The 26,113-nt window shown below is 74.0% G+C and carries 26 protein-coding genes and 1 pseudogene; 10 read left to right on the top strand and 17 right to left on the bottom strand.

Annotation, left to right across the window (positions count from 1 at the left end):
• Positions 1-219: 219 nt before the first annotated feature.
• The gene (locus ACFY7E_RS17520; protein ID WP_389485738.1) at positions 220-5,169 is read right to left on the bottom strand and encodes a DNA-binding protein; all 4,950 of its coding nucleotides are present in this window, start codon (positions 5,167-5,169) and stop codon (positions 220-222) included.
• Complete coding sequence (locus ACFY7E_RS17515; protein WP_389485736.1) at positions 5,166-6,023, bottom strand: DUF4132 domain-containing protein; 858 nt, start codon at positions 6,021-6,023, stop codon at positions 5,166-5,168. The genes ACFY7E_RS17520 and ACFY7E_RS17515 overlap by 4 nt, the downstream gene beginning before the upstream one ends.
• 246 nt (positions 6,024-6,269) lie before the next feature.
• On the opposite strand from ACFY7E_RS17515, the gene ACFY7E_RS17510 reads away from it, so the two are divergent.
• The 3 genes and pseudogenes from ACFY7E_RS17510 (at position 6,270) to ACFY7E_RS17500 (ending at position 7,481) form a co-directional block, all read left to right on the top strand.
• Positions 6,270-6,704 carry a hypothetical protein gene (locus tag ACFY7E_RS17510; RefSeq protein WP_389485734.1) on the top strand — a complete coding sequence of 145 codons (435 nt, stop codon included), beginning with the start codon at positions 6,270-6,272 and terminating at the stop codon, positions 6,702-6,704.
• A gap of 52 nt (positions 6,705-6,756) precedes the next feature.
• Positions 6,757-7,077 (top strand): annotated as a pseudogene (locus ACFY7E_RS17505) (DUF6766 family protein); the annotation flags it as partial.
• Entirely contained in the window at positions 6,993-7,481 is a 489-nt protein-coding gene (locus ACFY7E_RS17500) for a DUF6766 family protein (RefSeq protein ID WP_389486124.1), read from the top strand. The pseudogene ACFY7E_RS17505 and the gene ACFY7E_RS17500, both read left to right, overlap by 85 nt.
• 269 nt (positions 7,482-7,750) lie before the next feature.
• Here ACFY7E_RS17500 and ACFY7E_RS17495 read toward each other — a convergent pair whose 3' ends face one another.
• Complete coding sequence (locus ACFY7E_RS17495; RefSeq protein WP_389485732.1) at positions 7,751-7,951, bottom strand: hypothetical protein; 201 nt, start codon at positions 7,949-7,951, stop codon at positions 7,751-7,753.
• Positions 7,952-8,195: 244 nt separating this feature from the next.
• On the opposite strand from ACFY7E_RS17495, the gene ACFY7E_RS17490 reads away from it, so the two are divergent.
• Positions 8,196-9,005, top strand: coding sequence for an SDR family oxidoreductase (locus tag ACFY7E_RS17490; RefSeq protein WP_389485729.1), 810 nt, complete (start codon positions 8,196-8,198; stop codon positions 9,003-9,005).
• Between the two features lie 254 nt (positions 9,006-9,259).
• Here the strand turns inward: ACFY7E_RS17490 and ACFY7E_RS17485 are convergent, their stop codons facing one another.
• The 4 genes from ACFY7E_RS17485 to ACFY7E_RS17470 form a co-directional block, all read right to left on the bottom strand.
• Entirely contained in the window at positions 9,260-10,408 is a 1,149-nt protein-coding gene (locus tag ACFY7E_RS17485) for a hypothetical protein (protein ID WP_389485727.1), read from the bottom strand.
• 47 nt (positions 10,409-10,455) lie between these two features.
• On the bottom strand, positions 10,456-10,986 hold the full coding sequence (locus ACFY7E_RS17480; RefSeq protein WP_383447426.1) for a DUF5709 domain-containing protein: 531 nt from the start codon (positions 10,984-10,986) through the stop codon (positions 10,456-10,458).
• A 91-nt stretch (positions 10,987-11,077) separates the two neighbouring features.
• A complete protein-coding gene (locus tag ACFY7E_RS17475) occupies positions 11,078-11,419 on the bottom strand; it encodes a DUF6480 family protein (RefSeq protein ID WP_389485725.1) in 342 nt (113 codons plus the stop codon).
• Between the two features lie 120 nt (positions 11,420-11,539).
• A complete protein-coding gene (locus ACFY7E_RS17470; protein WP_389485723.1) occupies positions 11,540-11,722 on the bottom strand; it encodes a hypothetical protein in 183 nt (60 codons plus the stop codon).
• A gap of 206 nt (positions 11,723-11,928) precedes the next feature.
• Here ACFY7E_RS17470 and ACFY7E_RS17465 point away from each other — a divergent pair, with 206 nt between their 5' ends.
• Positions 11,929-12,684 carry a nucleotidyltransferase family protein gene (locus tag ACFY7E_RS17465; RefSeq protein ID WP_389485721.1) on the top strand — a complete coding sequence of 252 codons (756 nt, stop codon included), beginning with the start codon at positions 11,929-11,931 and terminating at the stop codon, positions 12,682-12,684.
• Between the two features lie 114 nt (positions 12,685-12,798).
• On the opposite strand, the gene ACFY7E_RS17460 is transcribed toward ACFY7E_RS17465, so the two are convergent.
• From ACFY7E_RS17460 to ACFY7E_RS17450, 3 genes are all read right to left on the bottom strand, one after another.
• Positions 12,799-13,410: a hypothetical protein gene (locus tag ACFY7E_RS17460; protein ID WP_389485719.1), complete on the bottom strand. Its 612-nt coding sequence runs from the start codon at positions 13,408-13,410 to the stop codon at positions 12,799-12,801.
• Positions 13,411-13,414: 4 nt separating this feature from the next.
• Positions 13,415-13,999 carry an RNA polymerase sigma factor gene (locus tag ACFY7E_RS17455; RefSeq protein ID WP_389485716.1) on the bottom strand — a complete coding sequence of 195 codons (585 nt, stop codon included), beginning with the start codon at positions 13,997-13,999 and terminating at the stop codon, positions 13,415-13,417.
• Between the two features lie 79 nt (positions 14,000-14,078).
• Positions 14,079-14,552 carry a hypothetical protein gene (locus ACFY7E_RS17450; protein ID WP_383447409.1) on the bottom strand — a complete coding sequence of 158 codons (474 nt, stop codon included), beginning with the start codon at positions 14,550-14,552 and terminating at the stop codon, positions 14,079-14,081.
• Between the two features lie 237 nt (positions 14,553-14,789).
• Between ACFY7E_RS17450 and ACFY7E_RS17445 the strand changes: the two genes are divergently transcribed.
• Positions 14,790-15,236 carry a hypothetical protein gene (locus tag ACFY7E_RS17445; protein ID WP_389485713.1) on the top strand — a complete coding sequence of 149 codons (447 nt, stop codon included), beginning with the start codon at positions 14,790-14,792 and terminating at the stop codon, positions 15,234-15,236.
• Positions 15,237-15,613: 377 nt separating this feature from the next.
• On the opposite strand, the gene ACFY7E_RS17440 is transcribed toward ACFY7E_RS17445, so the two are convergent.
• A complete protein-coding gene (locus tag ACFY7E_RS17440; protein ID WP_389485710.1) occupies positions 15,614-16,177 on the bottom strand; it encodes a type 1 glutamine amidotransferase domain-containing protein in 564 nt (187 codons plus the stop codon).
• 94 nt (positions 16,178-16,271) lie between these two features.
• On the bottom strand, positions 16,272-16,625 hold the full coding sequence (locus ACFY7E_RS17435) for a DUF3040 domain-containing protein (protein WP_389486123.1): 354 nt from the start codon (positions 16,623-16,625) through the stop codon (positions 16,272-16,274).
• A gap of 291 nt (positions 16,626-16,916) precedes the next feature.
• Between ACFY7E_RS17435 and ACFY7E_RS17430 the strand changes: the two genes are divergently transcribed.
• On the top strand, positions 16,917-17,900 hold the full coding sequence (locus tag ACFY7E_RS17430) for a SigB/SigF/SigG family RNA polymerase sigma factor (RefSeq protein WP_389485707.1): 984 nt from the start codon (positions 16,917-16,919) through the stop codon (positions 17,898-17,900).
• On the opposite strand, the gene ACFY7E_RS17425 is transcribed toward ACFY7E_RS17430, so the two are convergent.
• Entirely contained in the window at positions 17,878-18,276 is a 399-nt protein-coding gene (locus ACFY7E_RS17425) for an ATP-binding protein (protein WP_389485705.1), read from the bottom strand. The genes ACFY7E_RS17430 and ACFY7E_RS17425 overlap by 23 nt on opposite strands.
• A gap of 320 nt (positions 18,277-18,596) precedes the next feature.
• Here ACFY7E_RS17425 and ACFY7E_RS17420 point away from each other — a divergent pair, with 320 nt between their 5' ends.
• Complete coding sequence (locus ACFY7E_RS17420) at positions 18,597-19,058, top strand: ATP-binding protein (protein ID WP_389485703.1); 462 nt, start codon at positions 18,597-18,599, stop codon at positions 19,056-19,058.
• Positions 19,059-19,182: 124 nt separating this feature from the next.
• The gene (locus ACFY7E_RS17415; RefSeq protein WP_389485701.1) at positions 19,183-20,223 is read left to right on the top strand and encodes an NAD-dependent epimerase/dehydratase family protein; all 1,041 of its coding nucleotides are present in this window, start codon (positions 19,183-19,185) and stop codon (positions 20,221-20,223) included.
• Positions 20,224-20,275: 52 nt separating this feature from the next.
• On the opposite strand, the gene ACFY7E_RS17410 is transcribed toward ACFY7E_RS17415, so the two are convergent.
• From ACFY7E_RS17410 to ACFY7E_RS17395, 4 genes are all read right to left on the bottom strand, one after another.
• Positions 20,276-20,776 (bottom strand): hemerythrin domain-containing protein, encoded by a 501-nt coding sequence (locus ACFY7E_RS17410; protein WP_389485699.1) that lies wholly within the window; start codon positions 20,774-20,776, stop codon positions 20,276-20,278.
• Positions 20,777-20,901: 125 nt separating this feature from the next.
• Complete coding sequence (locus ACFY7E_RS17405; protein WP_389485697.1) at positions 20,902-22,509, bottom strand: FAD-dependent oxidoreductase; 1,608 nt, start codon at positions 22,507-22,509, stop codon at positions 20,902-20,904.
• A 125-nt stretch (positions 22,510-22,634) separates the two neighbouring features.
• On the bottom strand, positions 22,635-23,597 hold the full coding sequence (locus tag ACFY7E_RS17400; RefSeq protein ID WP_389485694.1) for a diiron oxygenase: 963 nt from the start codon (positions 23,595-23,597) through the stop codon (positions 22,635-22,637).
• A gap of 53 nt (positions 23,598-23,650) precedes the next feature.
• On the bottom strand, positions 23,651-25,165 hold the full coding sequence (locus ACFY7E_RS17395; RefSeq protein ID WP_389485692.1) for a flavin-containing monooxygenase: 1,515 nt from the start codon (positions 25,163-25,165) through the stop codon (positions 23,651-23,653).
• 185 nt (positions 25,166-25,350) lie between these two features.
• On the opposite strand from ACFY7E_RS17395, the gene ACFY7E_RS17390 reads away from it, so the two are divergent.
• Complete coding sequence (locus ACFY7E_RS17390) at positions 25,351-26,082, top strand: TetR/AcrR family transcriptional regulator (protein WP_389485689.1); 732 nt, start codon at positions 25,351-25,353, stop codon at positions 26,080-26,082.
• Positions 26,083-26,113 lie beyond the last annotated feature (31 nt).

Raw genomic sequence — 26,113 nt, 5'->3', positions numbered from 1 at the left:
GCGCCCGGGGGGGGGGGCGCCCCCCCGCCCCCCCGGGCGGGGGGGGGGGGGGCGGGGGGCGGGGGGGCCGGGGGGGGGGCCGCGCCGCGACGTCGCCGCGTGCGGTGGTCGGTCGGTCGGTCGACGGTGTGCCGTGCCGTCGCCGTCTCGGCGGGTGGCCGATCGGCCGGTGGCCAGGCCGACGGCGGCCGAGCCGGCGGCGGCCGGTCCGGGGGTAGGTCAGCGGCGGCGCCTGGTGCGCCGGACCTTGAGCTCCTCGAAGCGGGGAAGGTCGCCGTCGAGGGTCCGCCGCCAGGCGCGGGCGAAGAGTTCGGCGGCCGGTTCGACCGGTACCAGGACGCTCAGGAAGGGCCCGTACATCGGCAGCTTCCACTGCTCGACCGGCAGTCCGAGTCCCTTCTGCTCGGACCAGGCGCCGGGCAGGAACAGCGAGCGTCCCGCCCGGGCCCGTACGGCCGACACCACCAGGTCGGTGGCGGCCAGTTCGGCGCGGGCCGCCTTGAGGCGGGCCGGCTTCCACCCGGTCCACCGGGCGGTGTTGCGGTCGGTGGGGTCGGGCAGGGCGAGGAGCGTCAGGTACAGCGTCGCCGCGTCGGCCCCCAGGCCGTGGGTCCCGGCGACCTCCGCGACCAGGTCGGGCACGGAGCGCGAGGGGTCCTGGGGCCACCAGGTGCCGTCCTGGTCCGTCTCCCCGGCGGCGGGCGCGCCCGGGTCGGCGAGGAGCCGTGCGAACGCCGGGTCGTGCGCCCGCCGCAACGCCGTCTCGACGTCGGTCGGCCGCTGGTCGGGGCCGCGCAGGACCGTCAGGTACGGGTCGGATCCGGTGGAGTCGAGCAGGGCGGTCCGCAGGGCCGGCTGGGGCTGTCCGTCGTGCGTGGCCATGAGGACCGCGCCGTACCGTTCGTGGTCCGGGGCCGTCTCGGTGGGGGTGCCCGCCACCTTCCGGAAGTCCGCGAGGCCGGTGTAGTGGCCCGCGGCGACGAGGAGTTCGGGCGAGGCCAGGCGCTGCCGCACGGCGGTGAGGGCACCGGGCAGCGCCGCCCGCGCGGGATCGCCGGCGGGCAGCCGGTGGGCCAGCCAGGCCGTCAGGCCCATCGAGCCCGTCAGCACCGCGTCGGTGAACGGGTGGTCGGCCGGGTTCACGGGCGCCGGGCGGTCTCCCGCGATGTGCCACGCCACGTCGGTGGAGAGCTCGGGCGACGCGGCGGGGCCGAGGAGCGCCGGGAGGGCCCGGTGGACGGACCAGCCGGTGCGGACCGCGTGGGTGGCCTCCCCGATGAGCCAGTCGGGCACCTGGGTGCGCCGTCCCACGCGCGCGTTCCAGACCTCGGCCGCCGACGCCACGTCGGGGCCCTCGGTCCACAGCCGTGCCGGGTCGTCGGGCAGGAGCGCCGCCACCACGGCCCGTCGCACCCCGACGGGGAGCGCGCGGAGTTCGTCACGGGCCCGGGCCGCGTCGGCCACCTTCAGGCCGAGGGTCGTGCGCAGCTCCGTCGGCAGGAAGTTGTTCTCCCAGTCGTCGACGTTCGGCATGCCGGCGAGGACGAGCCGGGCCAGTGCTCCGGGGGCGCCGGTGAGCCTGCCGAACTCCTCGGCGGCCTCCGGGAGGAAGGGGGTCCGCTCGCGGTTCTCCGCCTCCCGCAGGAAGGAGGTCAGCCAGTCGGCGCCGCGCGTGCGGTCGCCCACCGGCGTCGCGCCGCGCAGGGTGTACGGGGCGGGTGCCTCGAACCGGTCGTCGGGGTCGTGGAAGAGCGCCTCGAACTCCCTTCCGTCGTCGACGCCCCGGTCGTTCTCGGTGATCCCGAGGACCGCTCCCCCGCCGAGCGGGAGGACGGTGGAGTACGAGGCGCCGCGCGCCAGTCCGTCGGAGGTGTGCAGGTGGGGGGTGGCGAGGTGGAGCCGCGCCAGGCGCCAGTGGCCGGCCGGTCCCGACGCCGAGGCGAGGCCCAGGGCGTCGACCCGGCCGAGCACGCCGAGCAGTGCGGCCCGGTGTTCGTCACCGCCGCCGGGGGCGACGGCCCGGTAGGCGATCGCCGCCGGTTCGTCCAGGAGGGAGACGAGGGAGAAGGAGGAGTACGGCAGGGAGGGCAGGTCGTGGTGCAGCCTTCCCGGGAGGGCCGTGGCGGAGGTGTCGGCCCGTGCCGCCGCCAGTTCGTCCAGGAAGCGGTGGGCGACGTCCGAGGCGGCGCCCCTGCTGTAGTGGCCGGAGCCGGTGAGTCCGTCGAGCGCCTCGGCGAGCAGGCTGTCGTGGGGGCCCTCGTCGCGTGCCTGTTCGGGTTCGGCCGCCGGGTCGAGTCGGGCGGCGACGGCGTCCAGGGCCTTCTGCTGCGCCACGGCGAAGCGCAGCGTCTTCGCCACGCCCGCGACCAGTTCGGGCGCGGTGATCCCCGGCAGTGCGGCGGTCACCAGGTCCGGGACGTCCGCGGCCCGCTCGGCCAGGACGGCCGCCTTCAGGAGGGTGCCGGCCGTCTCCGCGCCGGCGGCCCGCAGCGCCTCCGAGCCCTGCGGGTCGCGGGGGCGGAGGGCGTAGAAGTGGGACAGCGGCGGCAGGGGCGTGGCGGCGGTGCCGTGGATGTCGTTCCGGTCGCCGTCGGACACCGTCGTGATCACGCCGTCCGGGTCGGTGAGCAGCAGTTCCCGCCACCGGCGGGTCAGGGCCCTGGGCCGGTCATCGCCGGGGAAGGTCAGGGCGGCGACGGGTGTGTCGGAGCCTTCGGGCAGGGAGACGTTGCGGCCGGCGGTGTCGTCGGCGCGCCAGCCGTCGCCGGGGATCCGCAGGACCCGCCAGCCGAGCAGGCCGTCGGCGGGGGTGCCGAGGACCGAGCCGTCCACCGCGGGGGCGGGTCGCAGCCACGAGGAGGAGGCGGCCAGCCGGGCGCCGGGGGCGTGGGAGCGGGTCGCGTCGGCGAGGAAGCCGGGCAGGGAGCGCCGGCCCCGGGTGCCCTCGGCGGGGTCGTACTCGACCCAGCCGCTGTGTTCGTGCCACCCCTCGTTCCCGCACCGCTCGACGTGCTCCCACACCCAGTACGAGGTGCCGTCGGAGATCACCGCCCGCTCCCCGGGGAGCTTCGTGTCACCGGCGTGCAGGACTCCGCCGCCGGTGGCGCGGCCGCCGCCGGGCAGCGGCAGGCTGGGGCGGTCGGAGCGCAGGGACCAGTGGCTGATGTCGGCGTCCAGGGTGAGCACGTGGTCGGGCGCGGTGTGCCAGTAACCCTGCACGGAGCTGTTGCCGTAGCCGGTCCAGAACACGAGGAGGGCGCCGTCCACGTAGTGGAAGCCGTGGCGGTGGGAGGACCGTCCGGTGGGCACGCGCAGGTCGTGGGTGAGGACGGTGGAGTCGGCGTCGATGACCCGGACCCGGTGGGAGTTGGCCACGATCAGGCGGGGCCAGGCCTCGAAGACGACGAGGCCGTCGAGCTTGTCGCGTCCGGGGGTCAGGTCCGCGACGGCCTCCTCCCAGGCCGGCCAGTGGAGTTCCTCCCACAGGCCGGCGCGCAGGGTGCGCGCCAGGGTCTCGCCGAGGTCGGCGCCGGCGGCGGCCGCGACCTCCTCCGGTGCGAGCGCGAGGGCTTCGGCGGGCAGCCACGACAGGCGGGTGATCGCCCTGGGCACTCCGGGCAGTCCGGCGGCGGTCGAGTCGCGGGCGACGTCGCGCACCCACTCGGTGAGCATCGGGCGCCCGCCGGCCGCGGCGGCGAGCCGGCGCATCACGTCCGCTCCGGCGGAGGCGTCGCGGTAGGTGTTCGCGGCGCGCCGGAAGGCGGGGCGGAAGCGGGGGTCGGCGGCGAGCGCGGTCAGGTCGCGGGGGTCGTCCCCCCGCGCCCAGTCCGACAGGTTGAGGGAGGCGCCGGTCGTCCGGGGAGTCTCCGGCTCCGGGTCGGCGACCGGGACGTCCAGGGAGAGCAGCAGGTCGAGCAGGTCGAGGTCCTCGACGCCGATCCGCAGGAAGTCCTGGCCGTCGGGGCGGGCGGCCAGGTCGGCGCGCAGCCGCCCGGCCGCCCGTTCCACCAGGTCGAGGAGGGCCGGCGGGGTGCGGCGGTCGCCCCAGCCCCGGTGCCGGGCGGTGTGGAAGCGCTCCAGCCAGCCGGCCGCGCCGTCGGCGCAGCTCTCCTCCGGCGGCACGTCGGCGTCGGTCAGCCCGGCGTCCGCCCCGGACTCCGTGAGGATCCCCAGCCACAGGTCGCTGAGCTCGCCCTCGTCGGAGGACGGCATCATCTCCAGGAGCGTGCCGCGTACGGCCGGGACCCGGCGGGCCAGGGCGACGAGGGCGGAGCGGTGCGTCTTCCACCATCCTCCGGCCGCCCGCAGGGTGGCCGGCAGCGGCAGGAGTTCGGCGAGGTGGTCCTGTTCCGCCTCGGCGGCGGACAGGCCGGCGGCGCGGGCCAGACGGCGCAGTTCCGCGGTGGCCTGGGCGGAGGGGGCGAGTCCGCCGGCGGTGCGGCGCACGCACAGGCGCCGGAAGCGCTCGTACGCCTCGGCGGGCGCGAGCCGGGCGGCGAGCTCCTTGCCGTATCCGGTCAGGACCTTCACCGGCAGTGCGCCGGCCAGGGCGAATTCGAGGAAGACGGCGTCGAGCCGGTCCTCGTCGACGGCGAGGCCGTGCTGCGCCTCGCTGGTGCGGGCGCGGGCGAACAGCTGCCCCGCGTACGTGGTGTTCTCGACGCCGAGGAAGATCCGGGCGGCCTGCTCGTGGAAGACGGGCAGGAAGTGCGGGACGGCGGAGGCGAGCCGGCCGGCGAGTTCGAGGCAGGCGTCCAGGGCGGCCTTGGGCCTGGTCCTGGCCTGCCGGGCGAGGCGGTCGAGTTCCGGCACGACCGCGAGGGCGTGGTGGCCGTCCTCGGGGTGGTGCACCAGGACCCATTCGGGGAAGCCCAGCTCCTGGCGGCGGCCGAGGCCCACGACGGCGGGTTCCCCGTGGGGTTCGAGGCCGAGGAAGCCGGCGGCGAGGTCCTCGGCGGGGCCGAGTTCGGCCGCGGCGAGGCGGACGACGACCCGGTGCTCGCCGAGGGCGGGGTGGCGGTAGGTCCGGGCGGTCAGGTCGACCGCCGAGGCCCCCGCGTCCCGGGCGTCGGGCGGGAGTACGGCTCCGGCCGCGAGGAGTTCCGCGTTGCCGCGGGCTCCTCCGGGGGCGTCGCCCGTGGTCCTGTCGGAAGCGGTCGTGCCGGTCACGCGTCCCCACCCTTTTCGATCGTGCGGCCGGCGTAGAGCGCCGCGGCCATGCGCATTCCCTCGGACCAGGCCACCGGTCCGACCTCGTTCAGCCGCACGGCGCGGCCGTCGTCGTCGTGCCAGCCGAGTCCGCCGGTCTCCGTCTCCCCGTCCCAGTACGGTTCGCCGATCCACACCGACGCCTCCGTGGCGCGGCCGCCGTCGCGGACCTTGCAGGTGGCGTAGCCGCCGGAGACGCGGTAGCCGAGCGAGGTCGCGCGGGCCGCGAGGCCGAAGCGCGAGGCGAACTTGCCGCCCGCGTAGTCCCGTACCTCGGTCGCCGTCCCGGGGTGGGCGGCGGCCGGCCCGGTCCAGGTGGCGCGGTGGATCTGCTCCACCCTCTGGGTGATGCCGAGTTCGGCGGCGAAGTCCCGCACGTCGTCGAGGTCGGGGAGGAGCACGGGGTGCGGGAGGGTGACGGTGCGCGGGGAGAGCCGTACGGTCTCGCCGTCGAGGTCCACCACCTTCAACTCGCCGTCGGCGGTGACGTCCCGCAGGAAGCCGACCTCGTGGGGGTCGTCGCCCACCACGGCCATGTCGCGGAGGGCGGCCTGCCAGGCCTCGTCCGGCCACACGCGGGCGATCAGCCCGGTGGGCACGGGGAGCGAGGACACCATCCAGGTGTCCACCTGGGCCACGCACGCGGCCGCGTGCCGGTCCAGCCATTCGGCGAGCCGCCGGAGCCGGTCGGTCTCCGGATGGTCCCGCAGTGCCTTCGGCAGGGTCTTCAACTGCCGTCCCCCGGCGCGCCGTGCGACCACGCGCCCCTCATCGAGGGTGATCTCGTACCCCTCGTCCGCTGCCAGCCACGCCATCGGCCGTGTCCCCTCCGCCTGTCGTCGGAAAACGCGCAGCCCGAATACAGGGGTCGAACGCCCCTGAGCTGCGACATGTGGGGAGACTAACCAGGGCCACTGACAACGGATGTTCGGGTCCCGGCCGGACGAGCCCGGGCTCGGTGGCACTCGAACAGGTGAGGTGCGGGAGCATTCGGCCTCGCCGTTCTTGCCGTCCCGGCCCGGAAGGGCGTAGCCGGGAGGCGGCGTACAAGATCTGGCGCCGTGGCCGTGAGGACCGGACGGAGGAACTGGGCGAGGATCCCCGTGCTCTTCGGGGCGTTGACGGCCGTGGTGGCGCTGTGTGCGTGCGGTGCGCCGCAGACACGTCAGGACGGGGCCTCCCGGGCGGGCCGCGCCTTCGGGGAGGCCCTCGCCTCCGGCGCGTACGGCGCGGCGTGCGCACTACTCGCGCCGGAGAGCCGCGAACAGCTGGAGGAGGACGAGAAGCGGCCGTGCGAACGGGCGTTGCCCTCGCAGGACCTCCCCCGGGGCGAGGGCGCGTCGAGCGTGGACGTCTACGGTCGTCAGGCACTGCTCCAAGTGGGTTACGAGACGCTCTTCCTGTCGCAGTTCGACGACGGGTGGCGGGTGACCGCCGCCGGATGCGTGCCGGAGGGCGGCGACGATCCGTACCGCTGCGCACTGAAGGGGGCGTGACCGTGAGGACCGTGTTCACCGCGTGCGTGCTGACCGTCGTGGGAGGCCTGGCGTGCTTCACCGTGATCGGGATGATGCACCGGTGACGGCCGGCCGGGACCGCAGGGGCTTCTGGCGGTCGAACAGCCTCACCCTCTGTTCCGGGGCCGCCTTCCTGGTCGTGCTCGGTGCGCAGGCCGTCGCCGGGCGCGCGGAGTTCGACGAGCAGCCGGCCGTCCAGGGCCTGCAGCAGGTCGGCTTCGGCGACTACCTGATGTCCTCGGACTTAGCCGTCGACGTCACTGAGAACTGGCAGTCGGAGTTCCTCCGGTTCCTCCTGTACATCTTCGGCACGGTCTGCCTGCTCCAGCGCGGCTCGCCCGAGTCCAAGCCGTTGGACGGGATGGGTACGGAGAGCGAGCGCGATCAGCGCGTGGGAGAGAGCAGGCGAAGGCGGACTCGCCCCGGTGGGCGGGCACCGAGGACTGGCGGCAGGCCCTCTGCTCCCGGTCGCTCGGCCTGGTCATGGCCGTCTTCTTCCTGCTGTCCTGGCCGGCGCAGTCGGTCTCGGGCGTCGCCGCCCACAACGAGCTGCGGCCGCGCCAGCTCCGGACGCCGATCCCCTGGCGCTCCTGTCCGGTCTCGTCCGACTTCTGGAGCCGGTCCCTGCAGAACTGGCAGTCGGAGCTGCCGGCCGTGGCCTCGATGGCGGTCCTCTCCGTGTACCCGCGTCAGCGCGGCTCACCGGAGTCGAAGCCCGCCGGCGCCAAGCACGACGCCACGGGCGTGGAGGGGTGACGGACGAAATCGAGGGGTGACGGGCGGGCATCGGCCGCAGTGGGGCGTCCGGAGACCCGGACCGCTGCCCGGGCAGGAGGGGAAAGGGCCCGGACAGCGGCACCCGGCCCCTGCCCGGTCGGGCGGGGTCCACTCGTACCGATGCCCCGGGGTTCGTACCGCCGGGTCCACTCGTGCCGGCACCCCGGCGGTGTGAACCGTCGGGGTGCCGGTGGTACGCCGGGCGCATGGTCCTTCGTCCCACGGCCGGCGGGGTCGTTCCGCGCCGGTCAGGGTTCGTCGGGACGCTGCCCGGGAGGGGTTCCGCCGCCCTCGCCGCCGCTCTTGTCCCCCTTGTCCGTACCGTGTGCCGCGCTCCGGCCGCTCTCGTCGGACCGGTGGGCCTGGCGGGCCTTGAGTTCGGCGAGATCCTGCGGGGTGGCCGCGCCCTTTCCGCTCCTTGGCTGTTCACGGCTCTGCGGACCGCTCATGGCGTCTCCTCACGTCGGGTGGACCGGTTGTCCTTGCGTACCGGTGCCCTTCTCCTGGCGCGTCTCCCCGATCCGGCGGGCCCCATGCCCCGCCTCCCCCCCGTCGTCCGTTTCCGTACCGCTTCCCGCCGACGAAGGGCGGGCCCGTCACCGACAGTGGCGGAGCATGACCGGCCGCGACGGGGGTAGCGGCGGGGGGCAGCACAGGCGAGAAGCACGCAGGAGCACGAGAGGAGGCGGAGTCATGGCCGACATCCAGGGCTTCGACCCGCGCACGGCGATCGTCACGGGTTCGGACTCGGGGATCGGGCGCGCCGTCGCGGTACGGCTCGCGGAGGCGGGTCTCGACGTGGGCGTCACGTGGCACACCGACGAGGCGGGCGCGGAGGCCACGGCGGAGGAGGTCCGCGCCCACGGGAGACGGGCGGCGGTCGCCCGTCTGGACCTGACGGAGCTGCCGGGGGCGGCCGACGTGGTCGACCGGCTCGCGGAGGAGCTGGGCGGGGTCGACGTCCTGGTCAACAACGCCGGCACGGGCACCGCCGAGTCCTTCCTCGACCTGAGCCTGGAGAAGGTCCGGGAGGTGCTCGACGTCGATCTGACGGGACCGTTCCTGTGCGCCCAGCGTGCCGCCCGCCGGATGATCGACCGGGGGCGCGGGGGCCGCATCGTGCAGATCACCTCGGTGCACGAGCACCAGCCCCGGGTGGGCGCCGGACCGTACTGCGCCGCCAAGGGCGGTCTCGGGCTGCTCACCCAGGTCATGGCGCTGGAGCTGGGCGAGTACGGCATCACGGTCAACTCCGTCGCGCCCGGCGAGATCGCCACCCCGATGACCGGTCAGGAGGACGAGGACGTCCGGAGCACGTCCCGGCCGGGTGTTCCCCTCGGACGGCCGGGGGACGCGCGCGAGGTCGCCGCCGTCGTCGCCTTCCTGGCGAGCCCCGACGCGTCGTACGTGACGGGGGCGTCCTGGGCGGTGGACGGCGGGATGCTCCGCATGGGCCCGATGGCCGGCTCGCACCTGACGTCCGGCGACTGGCGCAGGCCTTGACCGGCACTGACGTCCGGCGCGGGCGCCGGCGCTTGACGGCGGCCCCTGACCGGCGCGGGCGCCGGCGTCCGACGGTGGGCCCTGACCGGCGCTGATCTCCGGCACAGGCCCTGACCGGCCCCCTCCGCCCGTACGGCGGCGCCGGGCCGCGGGCCGGTGGACACGTCTCGTGCCCCCGCCGTGGACGGCGGGGGCACGAGGCGTTCTTCGACGGCGGGCGGGGCGGTCGGTGTCAGTCGCTCCGGCGCAGGACGTCAGTCGCTCCAGCGCAGGACGGCGCCGAGGCCGCCCGCGGGGCCCGCCATCTCCTCCGGCACCACGAGGACCTCGGAGCCCGCGGCGACGCAGGCGCGCAGCAGCGCGTCGTCGGCGCGCGCCTCCTCCGGCCGGCCGATCCCCCACCCCTTGGCCTCGGCGCGGCCCGCGGCGATCTCGTCGGGGCCCGGGCCGACCCACACGGGGCGGCCCGCGTCGGGGGCGTCGCGGCCGAGGAGGAGGGTGGCGACCTGGTGCTCCCGGGCGGCGGCGGCCACCGCCGGGATTCCCTCGGCGGCCGGGCCACGACCGGTGTCGACGGTCGTCTCGCGGTGTTCGCCGGGACGACCGCGTGCCCTGCGGAAGTCGTCGAGCGCACTCCGCACGCGTTCCCGGGCGTAGCGGGAGCGGGCCTCCTCGATCTGCCGGTCGAGGAGTGCGCTGGAGGCGCCGGGCGCGCGGCTGCCGTGGTCCACCTCGACGGCGACGCTCCGGAGCCGCTGCGGCAGCCGTTCGCGCACCGCCTTGCGTTCGCGCGCGTCCCCGGCCAGGACCAGGAGGGTGCCGCCGTCCTGCGGGCAGCGCCGGACGAGTTCGCCGGCGATGACGTCGGCCGTCTCCTCCCAGGCGTCCTCGACCTTGTTGCTGTAGTGCCACTCGTACCGGTCCTGGGGGACGGAGCGGTGTCCACGGCCCTGCCCCTGCTTCCCGCGCGCCTCGCCCAGGTTCCGCGTGCCGCAGGAGTCCCGCAGTTCGAGGTCGGCGCCCTCGCGGTCGATGAGGGCCACCTGGCAGGCGGGTTCGTCGCTCCGCAGGAGCACCAGGGGCGCGATGTGCGGCAGGCTCGTCCACACGGCCCCGGCGGACGGCGGGGCCGTCGTGAGGGGAACGTCGAGGACGACCTCGCCGGCCGTCGCGAAGAGGGCGCGCCCCGGCGGCGGGTCGGAGACGGGTTCCGCGGCGAGCCGTTCGGCGACCGCGCGGATCGTGGCCGGTTCGGCGCCCTCGTCGACGAGCTGCCCGGCCACGGCGCGGTTGCGCAACTGCTGGATCTGCGCCGCGTCCTCGGTGGACCGGCTCGTCTCGACGTAGACGGAGGCCCAGGGGCCGGGACGTTCCAGGAGTGGTTTCAGGAAGTCGAGGTTCATGGTGTCCCCACTGGGGTCGGTCGGAACGGGCGGGGTTCCGGGGTCGGTCAGCGCTCCGTCCCGGGCTCCTCGCTCCGCCCGAACGGTTCGGCTTCGTCCACCGTGGCGTCCGCCCCGGTGTCCACGTGCATCGCGGCCTCCTCGGCCGGCGCGGCCCAGTCGTCCGGGCCGACGTCCTGGGCGACCGTGCGGTTCCCCGTCTCCCTCGGGGTGTCGACCGGGGCGAGGCGGCCCGCCCGGGTGGTGCCGGCCTGCTCGTCGACGGGTTCGCCCGTGCCGCCCGGGAGGTCGCCGATGCTGTCGCCCTCCGGCGGCTGCTCGTCGGGGATCTCCTGGGCGAGCCGGTCGTCGAGCGACTCGCCCTCGCGCTGCTCCCGCTGGGTGGTGCCGTGCCGGTTCACCCCTCGCGGGCGCTCGGGGGGCGAGTAGCCGGGGTTGGCCATGTCCTCCAGCGGGTCCGTCACGATCGCGTTGTCCGGGTCGAGCGCGTCGGTGGGGCGGTTGTCCACGTCGGAGTGGGTGGGCTGGTAGACGTCGTCGCCGCGGGCCTCGTCCGTGTCGGGCTCGTTGCGGTCCATGACGGTTTCCTTTCGCAGGTCGGGGGTCGGGTTCGAGAGCCGGCCGCGGACGGTCCGGCCCGGTGCGGTGCGGGAAGCGGCGGGCGGCCGCTCAGTCGGTGGCCAGGATGATCGCGTACGCGAGGAAAAACAGCGCGCACAGGATCACGACGATCCACAGGGCGAGGAGCGGGCCGGTCGCCCATCCGCGTTTGAGGGGCCGGTAGGGGCCGGTCCCCGTTCCCGTTCCGGATTCGGCGGGTGGCGTCTCGCCGGGCACGCTCGTGCCCTGGGCGCCGGGTCCCGGTGCGCCGGGCACGCTCCTGCCTTCGGTACCGGGTCCCGGCACGCCGGTCCCGCTCCCGGCGCCGAGGCCGGATGTGCCGGTGCCGCCTCCTATGTCGACACCGGGTGTGTCCCGGGGCTCGGGGTCGGGGTTGCTCGGTCCGGTCATGGCGTTCATCTCCCTCCGGAATCCGGATGTCGCACGGCCGGTACGTGACTACCCGCCCGTGTCGGCCCTGTCCGGCGTACGGGGCCGGCCGCGTGGCGGCGGGTGCCCCGGGCGCGCCGGTCAGTGGGCGGCGGCTCCGAACTCGGCGTGCTGGGTGCGCAGGACGAAGTCGGGCTCCGCCCCGGGTGGTCCGCCGAGCGACAGGCGTCGTGCCTCGGCCGACGCCTCCCGCATCAGGGCGCGGAACTCCTCGTCCGTGAGCCGCCGCCGTTCACTCTTCGTCGACTGCTCCGTGGTCCGCACGGCGGGCCTCCTCACGGTCGTCCTCCTGGTGCTCTCTCGACCCGGCGACTACCCGGTACGGAGCAGGACAGACAGCTCACGGGCGGTGGATTCGTCCCGGCGGCCGTTGATCGTCGGAGGGGTATGACCGGGTCCGCTCTGGGTAGATGCGGTTCCACCCCTTTGGGAGGGGCCATCGCGACCAGTGGCGAGGACAGGAGCAGGCGATGAACCTCACGGAAGACCCGGCCGCGCGCCGGTCGGCGAACGGAGAGGCGTACCCCGCGTCCGCCGGTCACGACCATGTGTACGCGGGCACCGGTTCTCCCGCACCTCGGAAGGCCCCGCGGGAGGAGCACGGAGACCACCGGGGGTCCCGCGAGGGCGACATGACCGCGCTGCCGCCCGATCACACCCAGGCGATCCTGGAGACGACGAAGCAGGTCGGAGCGGTGCTGAAGGCGCTGGGATGCCCGTTCGCCCTGGTCGGCGGCGTCGCCGCCTACGCGCACGGAATCCCGGTCAGGCTCCAGCACGACACGGACTTCGCGGTACGGCGGGAGGACGCCGAGGCCGTCACGGCCGCGCTGCGGGAGAACGGGATCCGGATCGTCGAGCCGCCCGAGGACTGGCTGGTCAAGGCGCGTTCCGGCGGTGAGGAGATCGACCTGATCTTCTCCCTGGCGGGGCGGCCGGTCACGACCGAGCTCCTCGAACGCGCCCAGACGCTTCCGGTGGACTCGGTCCACATGCCGGTGATCGCGCCGACCGACCTCCTGGTCTCCCGGCTGATGGCGTTCTCGGAACACCACTGTGACTTCGGCACCCTGCTGCCGGTGGCACGAGGACTGCGCGAACGGGTCGACTGGGCGCGCGTACGCCAGGAGACGGAGGGCGCTCCCATGGCCGAGGCCTTCCTGTACCTGCTGGAGCTGCTGCACGTCCTGCCGACCCACGGCCCCGACGGAGCCGGTCACTCGTAGGTCGCCACCTCACCCCGGACCTGTCCCGTGTGTGCCCCCCCGGGGGGTGCGCACGGGACAGAGCTGTCGGCGCCACGCCGCGTGCCCCGTGGCCGGCGGCGGGTGTCCCGCCCCTCAGTGCCGCCGTGCGGAACCGGCGTGCCCCGAGTCCTCTTCCGGCTCCTCGGCGGGTTGTGCCGCTCTGCCGTTCTTCAGCCATCCGTTCTTCGCTCCCCGGTCGGCGCCCCGGCCCTTTCCCGGGCCGTTCCCGTCCTCCTTCCTCTTGTTGTCCTTGCCCGTCGCCTTCCGGCCGGGCTCCGTCGCGTCCGGCTTCGGCTCCACCGCTTCCGACGGCGTCGGGCGCGACGGTCGGGGAAGCTGCCGGGGGCGGGCCGGAGAGGAGTGGGGGACGGAGGCGTCAGGGGCGGAGGGCACGGGATCCGCGGTCGGGGCGGGGGTCGGCAGCGGGCGGTCTTCGAGCAGGCCGGGGAGGTCTCCGGCGGCGAGGGCGACGCCGCCGAGGGTGGCGCTCGCGAGCAGCCCGGCCAGAACCGCCCGGAGGGAGCGCCGGCCCTGGCGGCGGTCGGCGACGGGGGTCCAGTCGTCCCGGCGACGGGTGGGCGGGGCGGCGCGGCGGGCCTCGTGGAAGGCCGCGAGGGCCGCGGGCTCGACGTCGGGCCGGGCGCCGCGGGTCAGCGCGGCGCGCAGCGCCTCCTCCAGGTCGCCGTGTCCGTCGTCGTGCGTCATTCCGTCACCTCCTCTTCAGGCCGAGTTCTCGTGCGAGTCGTTTCAGTCCCCTGTGTGCGGCGGACCGTACCGCACCGGGCCTCTTGCCCAGTACGCGGGCGGCGGCCGGTCCGTCGAGGCCGATGACGACCCGGAGGAGAACGGCCTCGGCCTGGTCCCTCGGCAGGCCCTTGACCAGGGCGAGCGCCCGGTCCGTCGACAGGGCGTCCAGCACCTCGCCGGAGGTGTCCGCCGCGGCGGGCAGGTCCAGGACGTCCTGTTCGATCGGGGCGGCGCGGGGGCGGGCGCGTTCGCGGCGCAGGTGGTCCAGGGCCCGGTTCCGGGCGATGACCGCGGTCCAGCCGCGGAACCCGGGGCCGTCGCCGCGGAACCGTCCCAGGTCGCGGGCTATCTCCAGCCACGCCTCGGCGGCCACGTCCTCGGCGTCGGCACCGACCAGGCCCCTCACGTAGCCGAGCAGACCGGGACACACCATGCGGTACGCGACGGCGAACGCCTCCTCGTCGCCCCGTTGCGCCCGTTCCACGGCGGAGCCGAGTTCCGCGTCGCGGGTCGCCGAGGACCCGTGGTCGCCAGCCCCCTCGCTCACACGTTTCCTCTTCACAGCCGGTTCCGTCAGGACGTTCCGGCCGTTCCCCCGGACCGGAAGGTGCCATCCTGTCAGACCGTCAGCACAGGCTCGCCGTCCGCCCGCCCGAGGGGCAGCCCCGGTGGAGCGGCCGCACCGGCCGGCGTCCGTGCAGGGTGAGGAAGTAGGTCCGGAGGGACTCCTGGGGTCCGATCTCGAAGCGGTTCACGGTGCGGCCGAGGGGATTCCACAGCCTGCCGTCGGGCATCCGCACGGCGACGGGGTGCCCGAAGACCGTGCGGAGCGAGTGGTCCGGCGGCAGATCCACCCACTCCGCACCGGCCTGGCGCACCAGCACCTCACCGACGTACGCGCCGAGGCCGAGCAGAGGACCGGCCACGTCCTGGCGCCGGGTGCCACCGCGGCGCAGGCCGTCGATGATCCGATCGACGACACCGAGGCTCGCCACGCCGTAGTCCAGCGGCAGACGCGTCCTCGCGACGACACCTCCGACGAACTCGGCCGCGCGCCGTTCCATCCCGGACGCCCGCAGTATCTGTTTCTCGCTGTCCATTCCCGTTCCCCCCTGGAACCCTGCACCTCACGGTGGGATCTGCTGGACCCACCGGATGATCAAGCGGATCCGGTACGCCGATCATCACGGGTCGGACGAGTGACGCTGGTCACAGGGCGCGGGAGCCCGGCACCAGGACACTTCCCGGAAGGCAAGAGACGGACCGGCCCTCGGGCACAGTCGGGGCGGGACGGGCGGTCGCTCGTCCCGCCGCCGAAGCCCTTCGGGAAGGAACACATGAATCGCCTCGACGTCGTCCGCGCGCTCGGCATCGCGGCACCCCCGCGCCCCGAGGGCACCGGGTACGGCCAGGTCGTTCCCGAGGACTTCGAGCTGCTGGTCGCGGCCGTCCCCGAAGGGGCCTTCGCGGGGGCCGTACTGCTCGAACGTCCCGCCGAACTCCCCGTACGCTCCCTCGACGCGTTCACCCGGGCCACCGCGTCGCGCGTCGAGGACATGGCGCGGGCCCTGCTCGGCCGCGAGCGGGGCCCGCCGCTGCCGCTGCACCCGGAGCCGGGAGGCATGGTGCCGTGGGGCCGCACCTCCACCGACGGCGTTCCGCTGTGGGACACCACCGCTCCCGACCCGGCCGACTGGACGACCGTCGTCACGGACAAGGACTTCCAGTCGTGGATCGACCTTCCCTTCTCCGCTCCCGGAGGACTACCTGGCCGTGATGCGTGAGTTCCCCGGCGGGGTGATCGCGGGCGTGCGGGTGCTCCCCGTCGCGAGGGCGACCTGACTGACGGAGGGCCGGGAGTTCCTCCGGTGGGGGGAGCCGGCGGGCGAGGCGTTCGGCTGGCTCGCCCTCACGGACGACCCCCGGGACTGGCGCGTCGCGTACATCGAGCCGGACGGCACTTCACCGACGCGTCTGGAGGACCACACCTTCGCCACGTTCCTACGACGCAGGCTGCACGGAGACAACTCGCTCTTCTAAACGCGTCCGGGGCCCCGACGGTGACCGTCGGGGCCCCGGGCACGGTTCGGCAGGGCGGTTACGGCTCCTGCATCCCGGCGCGTACGCCTGCGGGAAGGTGCCGTCGAGCACGGGGCGGGCTCTACGCCGCCGCGTCGCCGCCCAGGCTCCGGATGATCGCCGACGAGAAGGCGTCGAGGTCGCCCGGGTTGCGGGAGGTGATCAGGGGGTGGTTTCCGGAGGTGTCGACGACGACCTCCTCGTCCACCCAGGTGGCGCCCGCGTTCTCGAGGTCGGGACGGAGCGACGGGTACGAGGTCAGCCGGCGGCCCTTGGTCAGCTCGCTGTCCACGAGGAGCCACGGTCCGTGACAGATCGCGGCCACCGGCTTGCCCGCCTCCGCGAAGGCGGAGACGAGACGGCGGGCGTCGTCGTCCGTGCGGATCTGGTCGGCGTTCACGGTGCCGCCCGGGACGACCACGGCGTCGAATTCCTCCGCGGAGGCCTCGGTGAACGTCGTGTCCGGCCGGACCACGGAGCCCGGGTCCTTGTCCGAGACGAGAGTCTGCACGTCCTCGTCCTTCTGTGCGGCGACCGTGACGCGGGCTCCCGCCTCGCGGAGGACGGCCACCGGCTTCTCCAGCTCGTCCTGCTCCGTGCCGTAGTTCGTCGTGAGGACGAGAACGTTCTTTCCGTCGAGCGACACTGTGCGTTCCTCTCTGGTGGGGGGTCTCCTCGTCTTCTGCGCCTCACCCTCGCCCACTTGCCTCAAACCTCGCATAGCGGTCGGATGATGCGGCCTAACCGCTCTCCCGCTCCTCCCCCGCCCTGCGTCGCGCCCAGCGGACGAAGACGCCGAGGGCCGCGAGGAGGGTGAGGATCCACACGACCGCGAAGGCCCAGATGAGCGCCCGGGTCCCGGTGGTCACGGCGAGGACGAACAGAACGGCGGCCGTGACGGCGAGGACGGCGATGCCGAGGGCCGGCAGACGGCGGCGCGCACCGGCGGCCGTCGAGGAGGAGAGGGACGGAAGCGGGTGAGGGCTCCGCCCCATCGTGCGTAGTCGCCGGGCCAGGGGCTCGTCCCGATCGAGCCACTCCTCCATCTCCGCGAGGACACGCCGCTCACGTTCCGAGAGCCGGACTTCTTCCATCACGGGTACCTCCTCCGGGTGGCACTTCCGCCGTGAGGCTCTGCGAACGATGCGGCCGGCGCGGCCGATGCGACCAAGGCGGCCGACGCGATCGGTGCGACCGACGCGACGGGCCCGATCGATGCGTCGTACCGTCCGCGTCATCCGCATCGCCCGTCCGCCACTACCCCCGAAAATCGTGTCAAATCACCCGAAAGGGGCATCATCTTTGAAGAAAGCTCGCCAGACGGACCCCCTCCGCCCCCTTTGCACGGCAGCGGCGCAGGCCCATCGCCCCGCCGAAGGAGCCTCATGTCCACCGTCCGAAATCTCTCCGTCCGCCCTCGGGTCCCCGACTCGGCTCCCCGTCCGGGGGCCGCCGGGAATCCGGGGGCTTCGATGCGCCGGACGGCACTGGACGGACTGCCCGAGCTGGCCCGCCCCACCTCCGTCTCCACCGACGACGCCCAGGCCCTCTCCGCAGCACTCCTCACCCGCCTGACCGAGCTGGAGGAAGGCACACCCGAGCACGCCTACGTCCGCAACACCCTGGTCGAGCTCAACCTCAGCCTCGTCAAGTTCGCCGCCCGCCGCTTCCGCAACCGCGCCGAACCCACCGAGGACATCGTCCAGGTCGGCACCATCGGACTGATCAAAGCCATCAACCGCTTCGACCCCGAACGCGCCGTCGACTTCTCCGCCTTCGCCCTGCCCACCATCGTCGGCGAGATGAAACGCTTCTTCCGCGACACCAGCTGGGCCGTCCGCGTCCCCCGCCGCCTCCAGGAACTACGCATCGACCTCGCCAAAACCGCCGACCACCTCGAACAACACCTCGGCCGCCGCCCCACCCGCACCGAACTCGCCCACCACCTCCACCTCACCGAAGAAGAGATCGCCGAAGGACAACTCGCCGCCCACGGCTACGCCACCCGCTCCCTCGACACCCCCGTCGGCGACGAAGGCAACGCCTTCGGCGCGGAGCCCCGGCACCTGGCGACCACCGAGCCGGCCTACGAGCTGATCGAGTCCCTGACCGCGCTCCGGCCGCTGCTCGACCGGCTCGACGCACGCGACCGGCACATCCTCGAACTCCGCTTCGGCGAGGAACTCACCCAGGCCGAGATCGGCCGGCGCATCGGCCTCTCCCAGATGCAGGTCTCGCGGCTGCTCACCCGCATCCTCGGCGAGCTCAAGAACGGTCTCGACGACGACAGCGTCCCCTCGGGCGCGGCCGCCGACGAGTCGCTCACCCACGTGCCCGCGGACGGCGCTACGGGCGGGACGGCAGGCTGACCTCCAGCCATACCACCTTCCCCCCCGCACCGGGTCCCCTGTCCTCGTACCCCCACGCCTTCGCCAGCTTCTCCAGGACCATCAGTCCGTGTCCTCCCGGCAGCGCGGGCGAGCGTGACGCGGGGACGCGGGGCGGTTCGGAGCTGGCGTCGGCGACCTCCACCCGGAGCCCCTCCCGTCCACGTCGCAGGACGAACTCCTCGGGTCCCCCGGCGTGCAGACAGGCGTTGGTCACCACTTCCGACACCAGCAGCAGTACGTCGTCCACCCGTTCTTCCCCCGCCTCGCTCCCCGCGGGGATCCACCCCCAGTCCGCCAGCGCCTCCGCGGTGAAATCCCGGCAGCGCGACACCACCTTCCGCGCCCCGCGCAACATCAGCCTTCGCACCTGAACACCGCCTTCCCCGCCCTCGCCGTCAGCCATGACCCTGTCGGAGACCGGGCCTCTCGTCTCCCGGCCTCTCTTTCCTCACGCGTGTCATGAGTTCCATTGGTTTCACCGGTCCTCTCACACCTTTTGCTCCTTTTACCTCTTTCCTGGAACTGTGGTCGCATTCCCGAGTTTCCAGGGGTTACCAAAGGGAATTCAGGGAAACCGACGCGGCCACGTCCCCCGGGCGAGAGCACAGTCACGGCCGACCGGAGAGCGCCCGGTACAGGACGGTTCGTCCCCGTCGCCCGGGGCACCCGCAGCGTATGAACGGTCAGCCTGGACAGCCCGTGGCCTCCGGCACCCGTCGCTACGAACTGACGGAGGAGCCCGGGGTGATCGGCGCCTGCCGGGACCTGACGCGGCGGGCGCTGAGCGAGTGGTTCGGGGCCGCCGGCGCGCCCGGGCGGGTCGCCGCCGAGGACGCCCTGCTGCTGGTCTCCGAGGTCGTCACCAACGCGTTCGTCCACGGGGGCGTCCCGTACGAACTGCGACTCGATCACACCCGGGGACGGCTGTGGGTCCAGGTCAGCGACACGAACCCGGTACGGCCCCGGCCCCGCGGCCCGCACCGCCCCGCCCGCTCCTCCGGACACGGCCTCCACCTCCTGGAGCGGCTGTCGGCCGCCTGGGGCTGCGTCCCGAGGGGCGACGGCAAGGCCGTCTGGTTCGAGGTGGAGATGCCGCCCGTACCGGATCCCCCCGCTCGCCCGCCGACGGAGGGGTGACCGGCGCGCGGCGTTTACGGAGTGCGCCGCGCGGTCACTCGCAGGGCGTGGCCGGTCACCCGGCCCGACCGGCGGTGGGCACGTCCTCACCGTCCCCATCCGTCCCCCGCGATTGGACAGCGTCATGAGGGTCGTCGTCACAGGAGCCACCGGAAACGTCGGGACCAGCGTGGTCCGGGCACTCGACCGCGACCCCGCGGTCACGGACGTGCTCGGTGTCGCCCGCCGTGTCCCCCGGCTCCGGATCGGCGGGGCCCGCTGGGCGGCGGCGGACGTCGATCCCGGCGGCCCCGACCTGGCCGGGCTGTTCGCGGGGGCGGACGCGGTCGTCCACCTCGCCTGGAAGTTCCAGCCCACGCACGACCCGGTCGAGACCTGGCGCACCAACGTCCTGGGCAGCATCAGGGTCTTCGAGGCGTGCGTCCGGGCGGGGGTGCGCTGCCTGGTGCACGCCTCCTCGGTCGGCGCCTACTCCCCCGGGCCGTCCGACGGGCGTCCCGTCGACGAGTCGTGGTCCACCCACGGCTGGCCCGGTGCGGCCTACACCCGGGAGAAGTCCTATCTGGAGCGCTTTCTGGACGGGTTCGAGTCGGCCCACCCGGACCTGCGGATCGTACGGATGAGGCCGTCGTTCCTGTTCAAGGAGGAGGCGGCGAGCGAGCAGCGGCGCATCTTCGCGGGCCCTCTGCTGCCGTGGCGCCTCGTGCGGCCGGGGGTGCTGCCCGTCGTGCCCTCCGTCAAGGGGCTGCGTTTCCAGGCCCTGCACACCGACGACGCCGCCGAGGCCTACCGGGCCGCCGTGGTGCGGCCGGTCCGGGGGCCGTTCAACCTGGCCGCCGATCCGGTGCTCGACACCGACGTGGTGGCCCGGCTCCTGAAGGCCCGCACCGTCACCGTACCGGCGGGAGCGGCCCGTACGGTGCTCGCCGCCGCGTGGCGGCTGCGTCTCGTGCCCGCCGCGCCCGGCCTGTTCGACGCGGTCCTGCGGCTGCCCCTGCTGGACTCCTCACGAGCCCGTGAGGAGCTGGACTGGACGCCGTCGTGGACGTCCGAGGAGGCCATCGGCGAGTTCCTCGTGGGCCTCGGCCGCGGGGCCGGGATCAACACCCCGCCCCTGGCCGCCGACGCGGCGCCGGCGGGGGCCGGCGGAGGCGCGGGACGGTGAGGACGCGTCCGGGGACGGCCCGCGCGGGCCGTCCCCGGACACCCGGCGGTTCTCAGCCGCGCACGACCTTGCGCACGTTCTCCACGCTCCCGCAGTCCGAGTCGAGCTGCCGGGCGCGCTCCTTCAGGAAGGCGGCGCCCAGCTCGGCCCTGCGCGCGTCGGGGACGCCCTCCCGGGCGCCGTTGAGGATGGTGCGCTCCTCCTCGTCGAGGTGGTGGGTGACCGCCTCGACGAGCTTCTCCAGGCGCTCGTCCCACTCGTCCGAGCCGACCTCGTCCACTTCGAGGAGGGCGAGGAGGGCCTCGTTCCCCTCCTCGTGCTCCTCCGTGCCGTGGTCCACTTCCTCGTTGTCGACGTCCTTGAAGCGCTTGAGCGCCCCGTAGACCTCGGTCTCCTCCGCCTCGCCGTGCGCGATGAGCAGGGCCGAGAACTCCTTCAGCGCGGCGGCCCGGTCCTCCTCGACGCTCCGCATCCGGCGGAAGAGGTCCTCCATCGTGCGGTGGTCCTCCAGAATGGCCGCGATCACGTCCTGGTTCTCCTCGCTGCCTGCCATCGTGCTTTCTCCTCCTCGGCTCGTCCCGCGTCGTGCGGCGCTCCGACGCGTTCGGCGGGTACCCCTGCCGGACGGAACCAATCGCACCCGTCCGGGGCCGTCTCCGGAGGCGCGGCCCGGCGTGATCAGGCCGGGGCGGAGCGGCGCGCGGTGGCGAGCAGGTCCTCCCGGTCGGCGAGCTTGACGCGGGGGCGGCCCTGGGCGCGGCCCTCGGCGCGCTCGGCTGCGTCGATCGCCCGCCAGCCGTCGAGGTCGACGGCGTCGGGGCGGGCCGGGGTGACCGGAGGACCCGCGGGGGCGGTCAGGAGGCCGGCCTCCAAGTCGTCGAGGAGGGTGGTGACGGTCTCCTGGGCGCAGGACTTGTTGGTGCCGATGAATCCGGTGGGGCCCCGCTTGATCCAGCCGGTCACGTAGACGCCGGGCTCGACCCGGCCCCGCTCGTGCGGCACCGTGCCGGTCCCGGTGTCGAACGGCAGCCCCGGGACCGGTTCGGCGCGGTAGCCGACGGCGCGCAGGACCAGGGACGTCTCCAGGGTCTCGGTGTAGGTGGTGGGGACGGCCCGCACGGTGCCGTCGTCGGCGCGGCGCAGTTCGTTCCGTACGACGGTCAGACCGGTCACCCGGTCGTCGCCCTCGATCCGCGCCGGGCCGGTCAGGAAGCGCAGGACGATCCGGCGGCGGCCCGGAACGGGAGTGCGGGCGGCCAGTTCGGCGAGCACCGCCGTCTTGGGCGTGGCGTCCGCCGGCAGGCCCTCGGGCCATCCCTCCACGAGGACGTCGACGGCGTCGAGGGCGGCGAGCGCGATGAGTTCGGGCAGGGTGAACGCTGCCTCGGCGGGGCCGCGCCGGCCGAGGACGACGACCTCGCGGACCCGGCTCGTACGCAGCGCGGCCAGGGCCCGGTCGGAGATGTCGGTACGGGCGAGGGCGTCGGGGTCGGCGGTCAGGATCCGGGCCACGTCCAGGGCCACGTTGCCGTTGCCGACGACGACGGCCCGCTCGGCGTCCAGCGGGTGGGCGGCGCCGTCGTGGTCCGGGTGGCCGTTGTACCAGGCGACGAAGTCGGTGGCGGAGACGCTGCCGGGCAGGTCCTCGCCCTCGACGCCGAGGCGCCGGTCGGTGGCCGCGCCGACGGCGTAGACCACGGCGTGGTGGTCGCGGACCAGGTCCTCGTGGTGCAGGTCGTGGCCGATCCGGGTGTTGAGGCGGTACGAGAAGCCGGGCTGGCCCTCGATGGTCCGGAAGAGCTCGGTGACCCGCTTGGTGTCCTGGTGGTCGGGGGCCACCCCGGCCCGCGCCAGTCCGTAGGGGGTGGGCAGGCGGTCGTACACGGTGACGCTCACTCCGGGGTGCCGGAGCAGTTCGTCGGCGGCGAAGAGTCCGGCCGGCCCGGCGCCGATCACGGCCACCCGCAACCCGGTGGTCTCCGCCCGGCGTTGCGGGGGCACGACGGCCATGGGGGTGCGGTCGGCGTGCGGGGAGGTGTCGTAGTAGGCGCGGTTGAGTTCGAGGAACGGCAGCTCCGCCTCGGTGAGCCCGGTGTGCGGTTTGAGGGCGTCCACCGGGCAGGCCGTCGTGCACGCCCCGCAGTCGACGCAGGTGCGGGGGTCGACGTACAGCATCTCGGTCTGTCCGAAGCCCGGTTCGCCGGGGGCGGGGTGGATGCAGTTGACCGGGCAGGCCAGCACACACGACGCGTCGGCGCAGCACGACCGGGTGACGACGTAGGGCATGGGGAGCGGTTCTCCGTTCACGTTCACGGGGCCGCCGGGACGGTTCCCGGCCGGCGGTCCCGCCCGGCGGGCGGGCGGGTGTGCTGCTCGGGCGGCGTGCGCCTGCCGGGTGAGGAGCCGGTGCGTCAGGCGGCGTGCGGGGCGGGTTCGCCGCGGAAGCGGGAGGGGCGTCCGTCGATGCGCAGGGCCCGCCAGACCTTCCGGGAGGCGCGGTTCATCAGGCCGATGTCCTCGGCGAGCATCCGCACGTCGGAGAAGAGGTCGCGGAGCATCTTCTCGCCGTCGGGCGACTTCCAGAAGATGTCCTTGATCACCCAGTGGGGGACGCCGATCGTCTCGGCGGTCTTGCGGTCGGGGACCACGATGACGTCGCCGAGCACGCGCATGATGACGGGGAAGGCCACCGAGAGGGCGCCCCTGCGGAACTTCCCGTAGCCGGGGACCTTGACGCGGAGGAACTCGTGGGCGAAGGAGATGTGGCGGGCCTCCTCGGCGACGTGGATCTGCATGAGCCGTCGCATCAGCGGGTGGATGTCCTCGCCGCCGCGCAGGATCGCCTTCTGGAGGTGGTCGATGGGCTCCTCGCCGGCGAGGACGCCGGTGAAGAACGACTCGGGGATCAGTGAGCCGGCCAGCGGCAGGAAGCGGCTGACGGCCCGGAAGGAGCGCCGGCCGCCGGGCACGTCGGCGCCCGCGCGGTTGACGAACTCCTGGAACATCTGGGTGTGGTGGCACTCCTCCGTCGCCTCGTGGGTGAGGTAGCGGAACTCCGGGTTCTGGTTCGGCAGGGAGAAGAGGTAGTCCATCACCCCGCGGATCAGGACGTTCTCGAACTGCATGCCGACCTTGACGATGTTGGCGTACCGCCACAGGCCGATCTTCGTCCGGACCTCCAGCGGCTGCTCCTGGTACCACGGGTGGCCGCCGAGCGGGTCGGCCGCGGGGAGCACCCAGCGGGGGTCCTTCGGGTCGACGGCGAAGTCGGGGTGGTCCCAGTCGATGTCGGTGAAGGCGTCGAAGTGGATGTGCACCGACGCCTCGGACAGGGTCCGGAGCCTTTCGTGGTAGCTCTCCTGGCTGATGGTCATCGTCGTCCTCGATCTCTCGTTTCTGTCTTCCGAAGGGACGGGCGGGTCCGGTGTCAGACCGCCGGGGCGTGGTCCTGCCGGTCGGTGGCGGGCCGTGCTCCGGGGGTGGTCCGCTCGAAGCGGAGGGCGGGGTCCTCGACGGGGGAGTTCCGCAGGGCCCGGCGGTCGCGGTAGTAGTTGTTCCAGATCCGCCAGGGGTCCCGGACGCCCTGGCGGGGCATGATCGCGTCGCCGCGCGCGATGTAGCCGGAGGTGAGCGACTCGCCCATGACCGACACGTCGGAGCGGTCGGACGCGGCGGCGACGGGGGTGGCGCTGGTGAGGCCGTGCCGGTCCATGTGGGCGATCAGGCGGCTGACGTACGCGCAGGCGAGGTCGGCCTTGAGCGTCCAGGAGGCGTTGGTGTAGCCGATGATCATCGCCAGGTTGGGGACGCCGTCGAGCATCACGCCCTTGTAGAGGAGGTGGTCGCGGGTGACGAGGGGCTTGCCGTCGACCGTGATCTCCATGCCGCCGGCGAGCTGGAGCCTCAGGCCGGTGGCGGTGATGACGATGTCGGCCGGGATCTCCTCGCCGGACCTCACCCTGATCCCGTTCTCGGTGAAGGTCTCGATGCGGTCGGTGACCACGGAGGCCCTGCCGCTCTTGAGGGTCTTGAAGAGGTCGCCGCCGGGGACGACGCACAGCCGCTGGTCCCAGGGCCTGTACGAGGGGGTGAAGTGACGCATGTCGACGCCCTTGCCGAGGCGTGCCCGCACGGCGCCGAGCAGCACCTTGCGCATGAGCCACGGTGCCTTGCGGCACAGGGCGTACAGGCCGCGCTGGAGCGCGATGTTGCGGACGCGGCCCACGCGGTGGACGAGTCCGGCGGGGACGTGGAGCGTGCGCAGGACGGTGGAGACGGGGTCGTCGGCGGGCAGCGCCAGGATGTACGTGGGCGAGCGCTGGAGCATGGTGACGTGGGCGGCGGTGTCGGCCATCGAGGGGACCAGGGTGATGGCGGTGGCGCCGCTGCCGATGACGACCACGCGCTTGCCGGTGTGGTCGAGGTCCTCGGGCCAGTGCTGCGGGTGCACGAGGGTGCCGCCGAAGCGCTCCTCGCCGGGGAACTCCGGCCGGTGGCCGGCGTCGTAGTCGTAGTAGCCGGTGGCGCCCACGAGGAAGCGGGCCTTCCAGACCTCGGTCGCGCCGGTGGCCTCGTCGAGGGTCTCGACGGTCCACCGCCCCTCGTCACCGGACCAGTTCGCGCGGACGGCCTTGCGGCCGAAGCGGATGTGCTCGGTGACGCCGCGCTCCTCGGCGGTCTCCTGGACGTAGCGGCGGATGTCCGCGCCCTCGGCGAGGATCCTGGTGCCGTGCCAGGCGCGGAAGCCGTAGCCGAAGGTGTACATGTCCGAGTCCGAGCGGATGCCCGGGTAGCGGAAGAGGTCCCAGGTGCCGCCGACCCGCGCGCGCCGCTCGAGGATCGCGTACGTGGTGCCGGGGTTCCCGTCGGCCAGGTGGCAGGCGGCACTGATGCCGGACAGCCCCGCGCCGATGATCAGCACGTCGACGTGCTGGTGTTCCATCTCGATACCCCTCTGTCGCCGACCCGCGTGCTTCCGCACCGGTGCACCGGACGCCGAACGCCGTCGGCCGGTACGGGAATTTACCTGTGTCACTGCGTCCAAGGTACCGGCGGTAACAGGTGCTGCGCCACCCCCGGGACCCGACCGTGCGCAGCTCCTTGATCGGGCCGGGTACGATCCACGCCGTGGCGGAGGACAGAGAAGCACGCGGTGACGGACGTCCCGACGGCCGGGACACGCGCTGGTCGGGCCACCGGGCCGAGCGCCGTGACCAGGTCCTCTCCGCGGCCCTCGCCGTCATCGGCCGTGAGGGTCCCTCGGTCAGTGTGGCGGCGATCGGCGCCGAGGCCGGGATGCCGCGTTCCGTGGTCTACCGGATCTTCCGCAGCCGCGAGGACCTGGACGAGCGGATCCGCGCGCGCATCGCCGACGACCTGCTGGCCGCGCTGTATCCGGCCCTCGATCCGAAGGGCACCGTCCGGGAGGCCGTCGAACTCGCCTCCGCCACCTATGTCGGCTGGGTCGCGGAGCACCCGCGGCTCCACCAGTTCCTCGGCGCCGGCTCGCCCGAGCAGCACGCCGGCGGCTCCCGGGTGGTCGCGGGCACCCGTACCGCCATCGCCCTCCACCTGGCGCGGCTGCTCGACGCGTACGCCGAGCAGCTGGTCGACGGCGGGAAGGCGCCCGCGGGCTTCACCCTCAACCTGGCGTTCGGCATGGTCGGCCTGGTGGACGGCGTGGTCAACCAGTGGGCCGCCCACCCCGAGTCGAGGAGTTCCCTCGACGACCTGACCCACTTCCTGAGCGACGCCCTGTGGGGCGTCCTGTCCGAGTCCACCCGGCGGCTGGGACTCGTACTCGATCCGGACCAGCCGATCGGCACGGCCCTGGAACCGCCGGCGCGCCCCCGGCCCTGATCCGCCGGGCGGGCCGGGTGGACGGCCCGTC

This window comes from Streptomyces sp. NPDC012825, from assembly GCF_042900925.1.
Lineage (GTDB): Bacteria > Actinomycetota > Actinomycetes > Streptomycetales > Streptomycetaceae > Streptomyces.
This window is presented reverse-complemented; position numbering and strand designations above follow the sequence as displayed.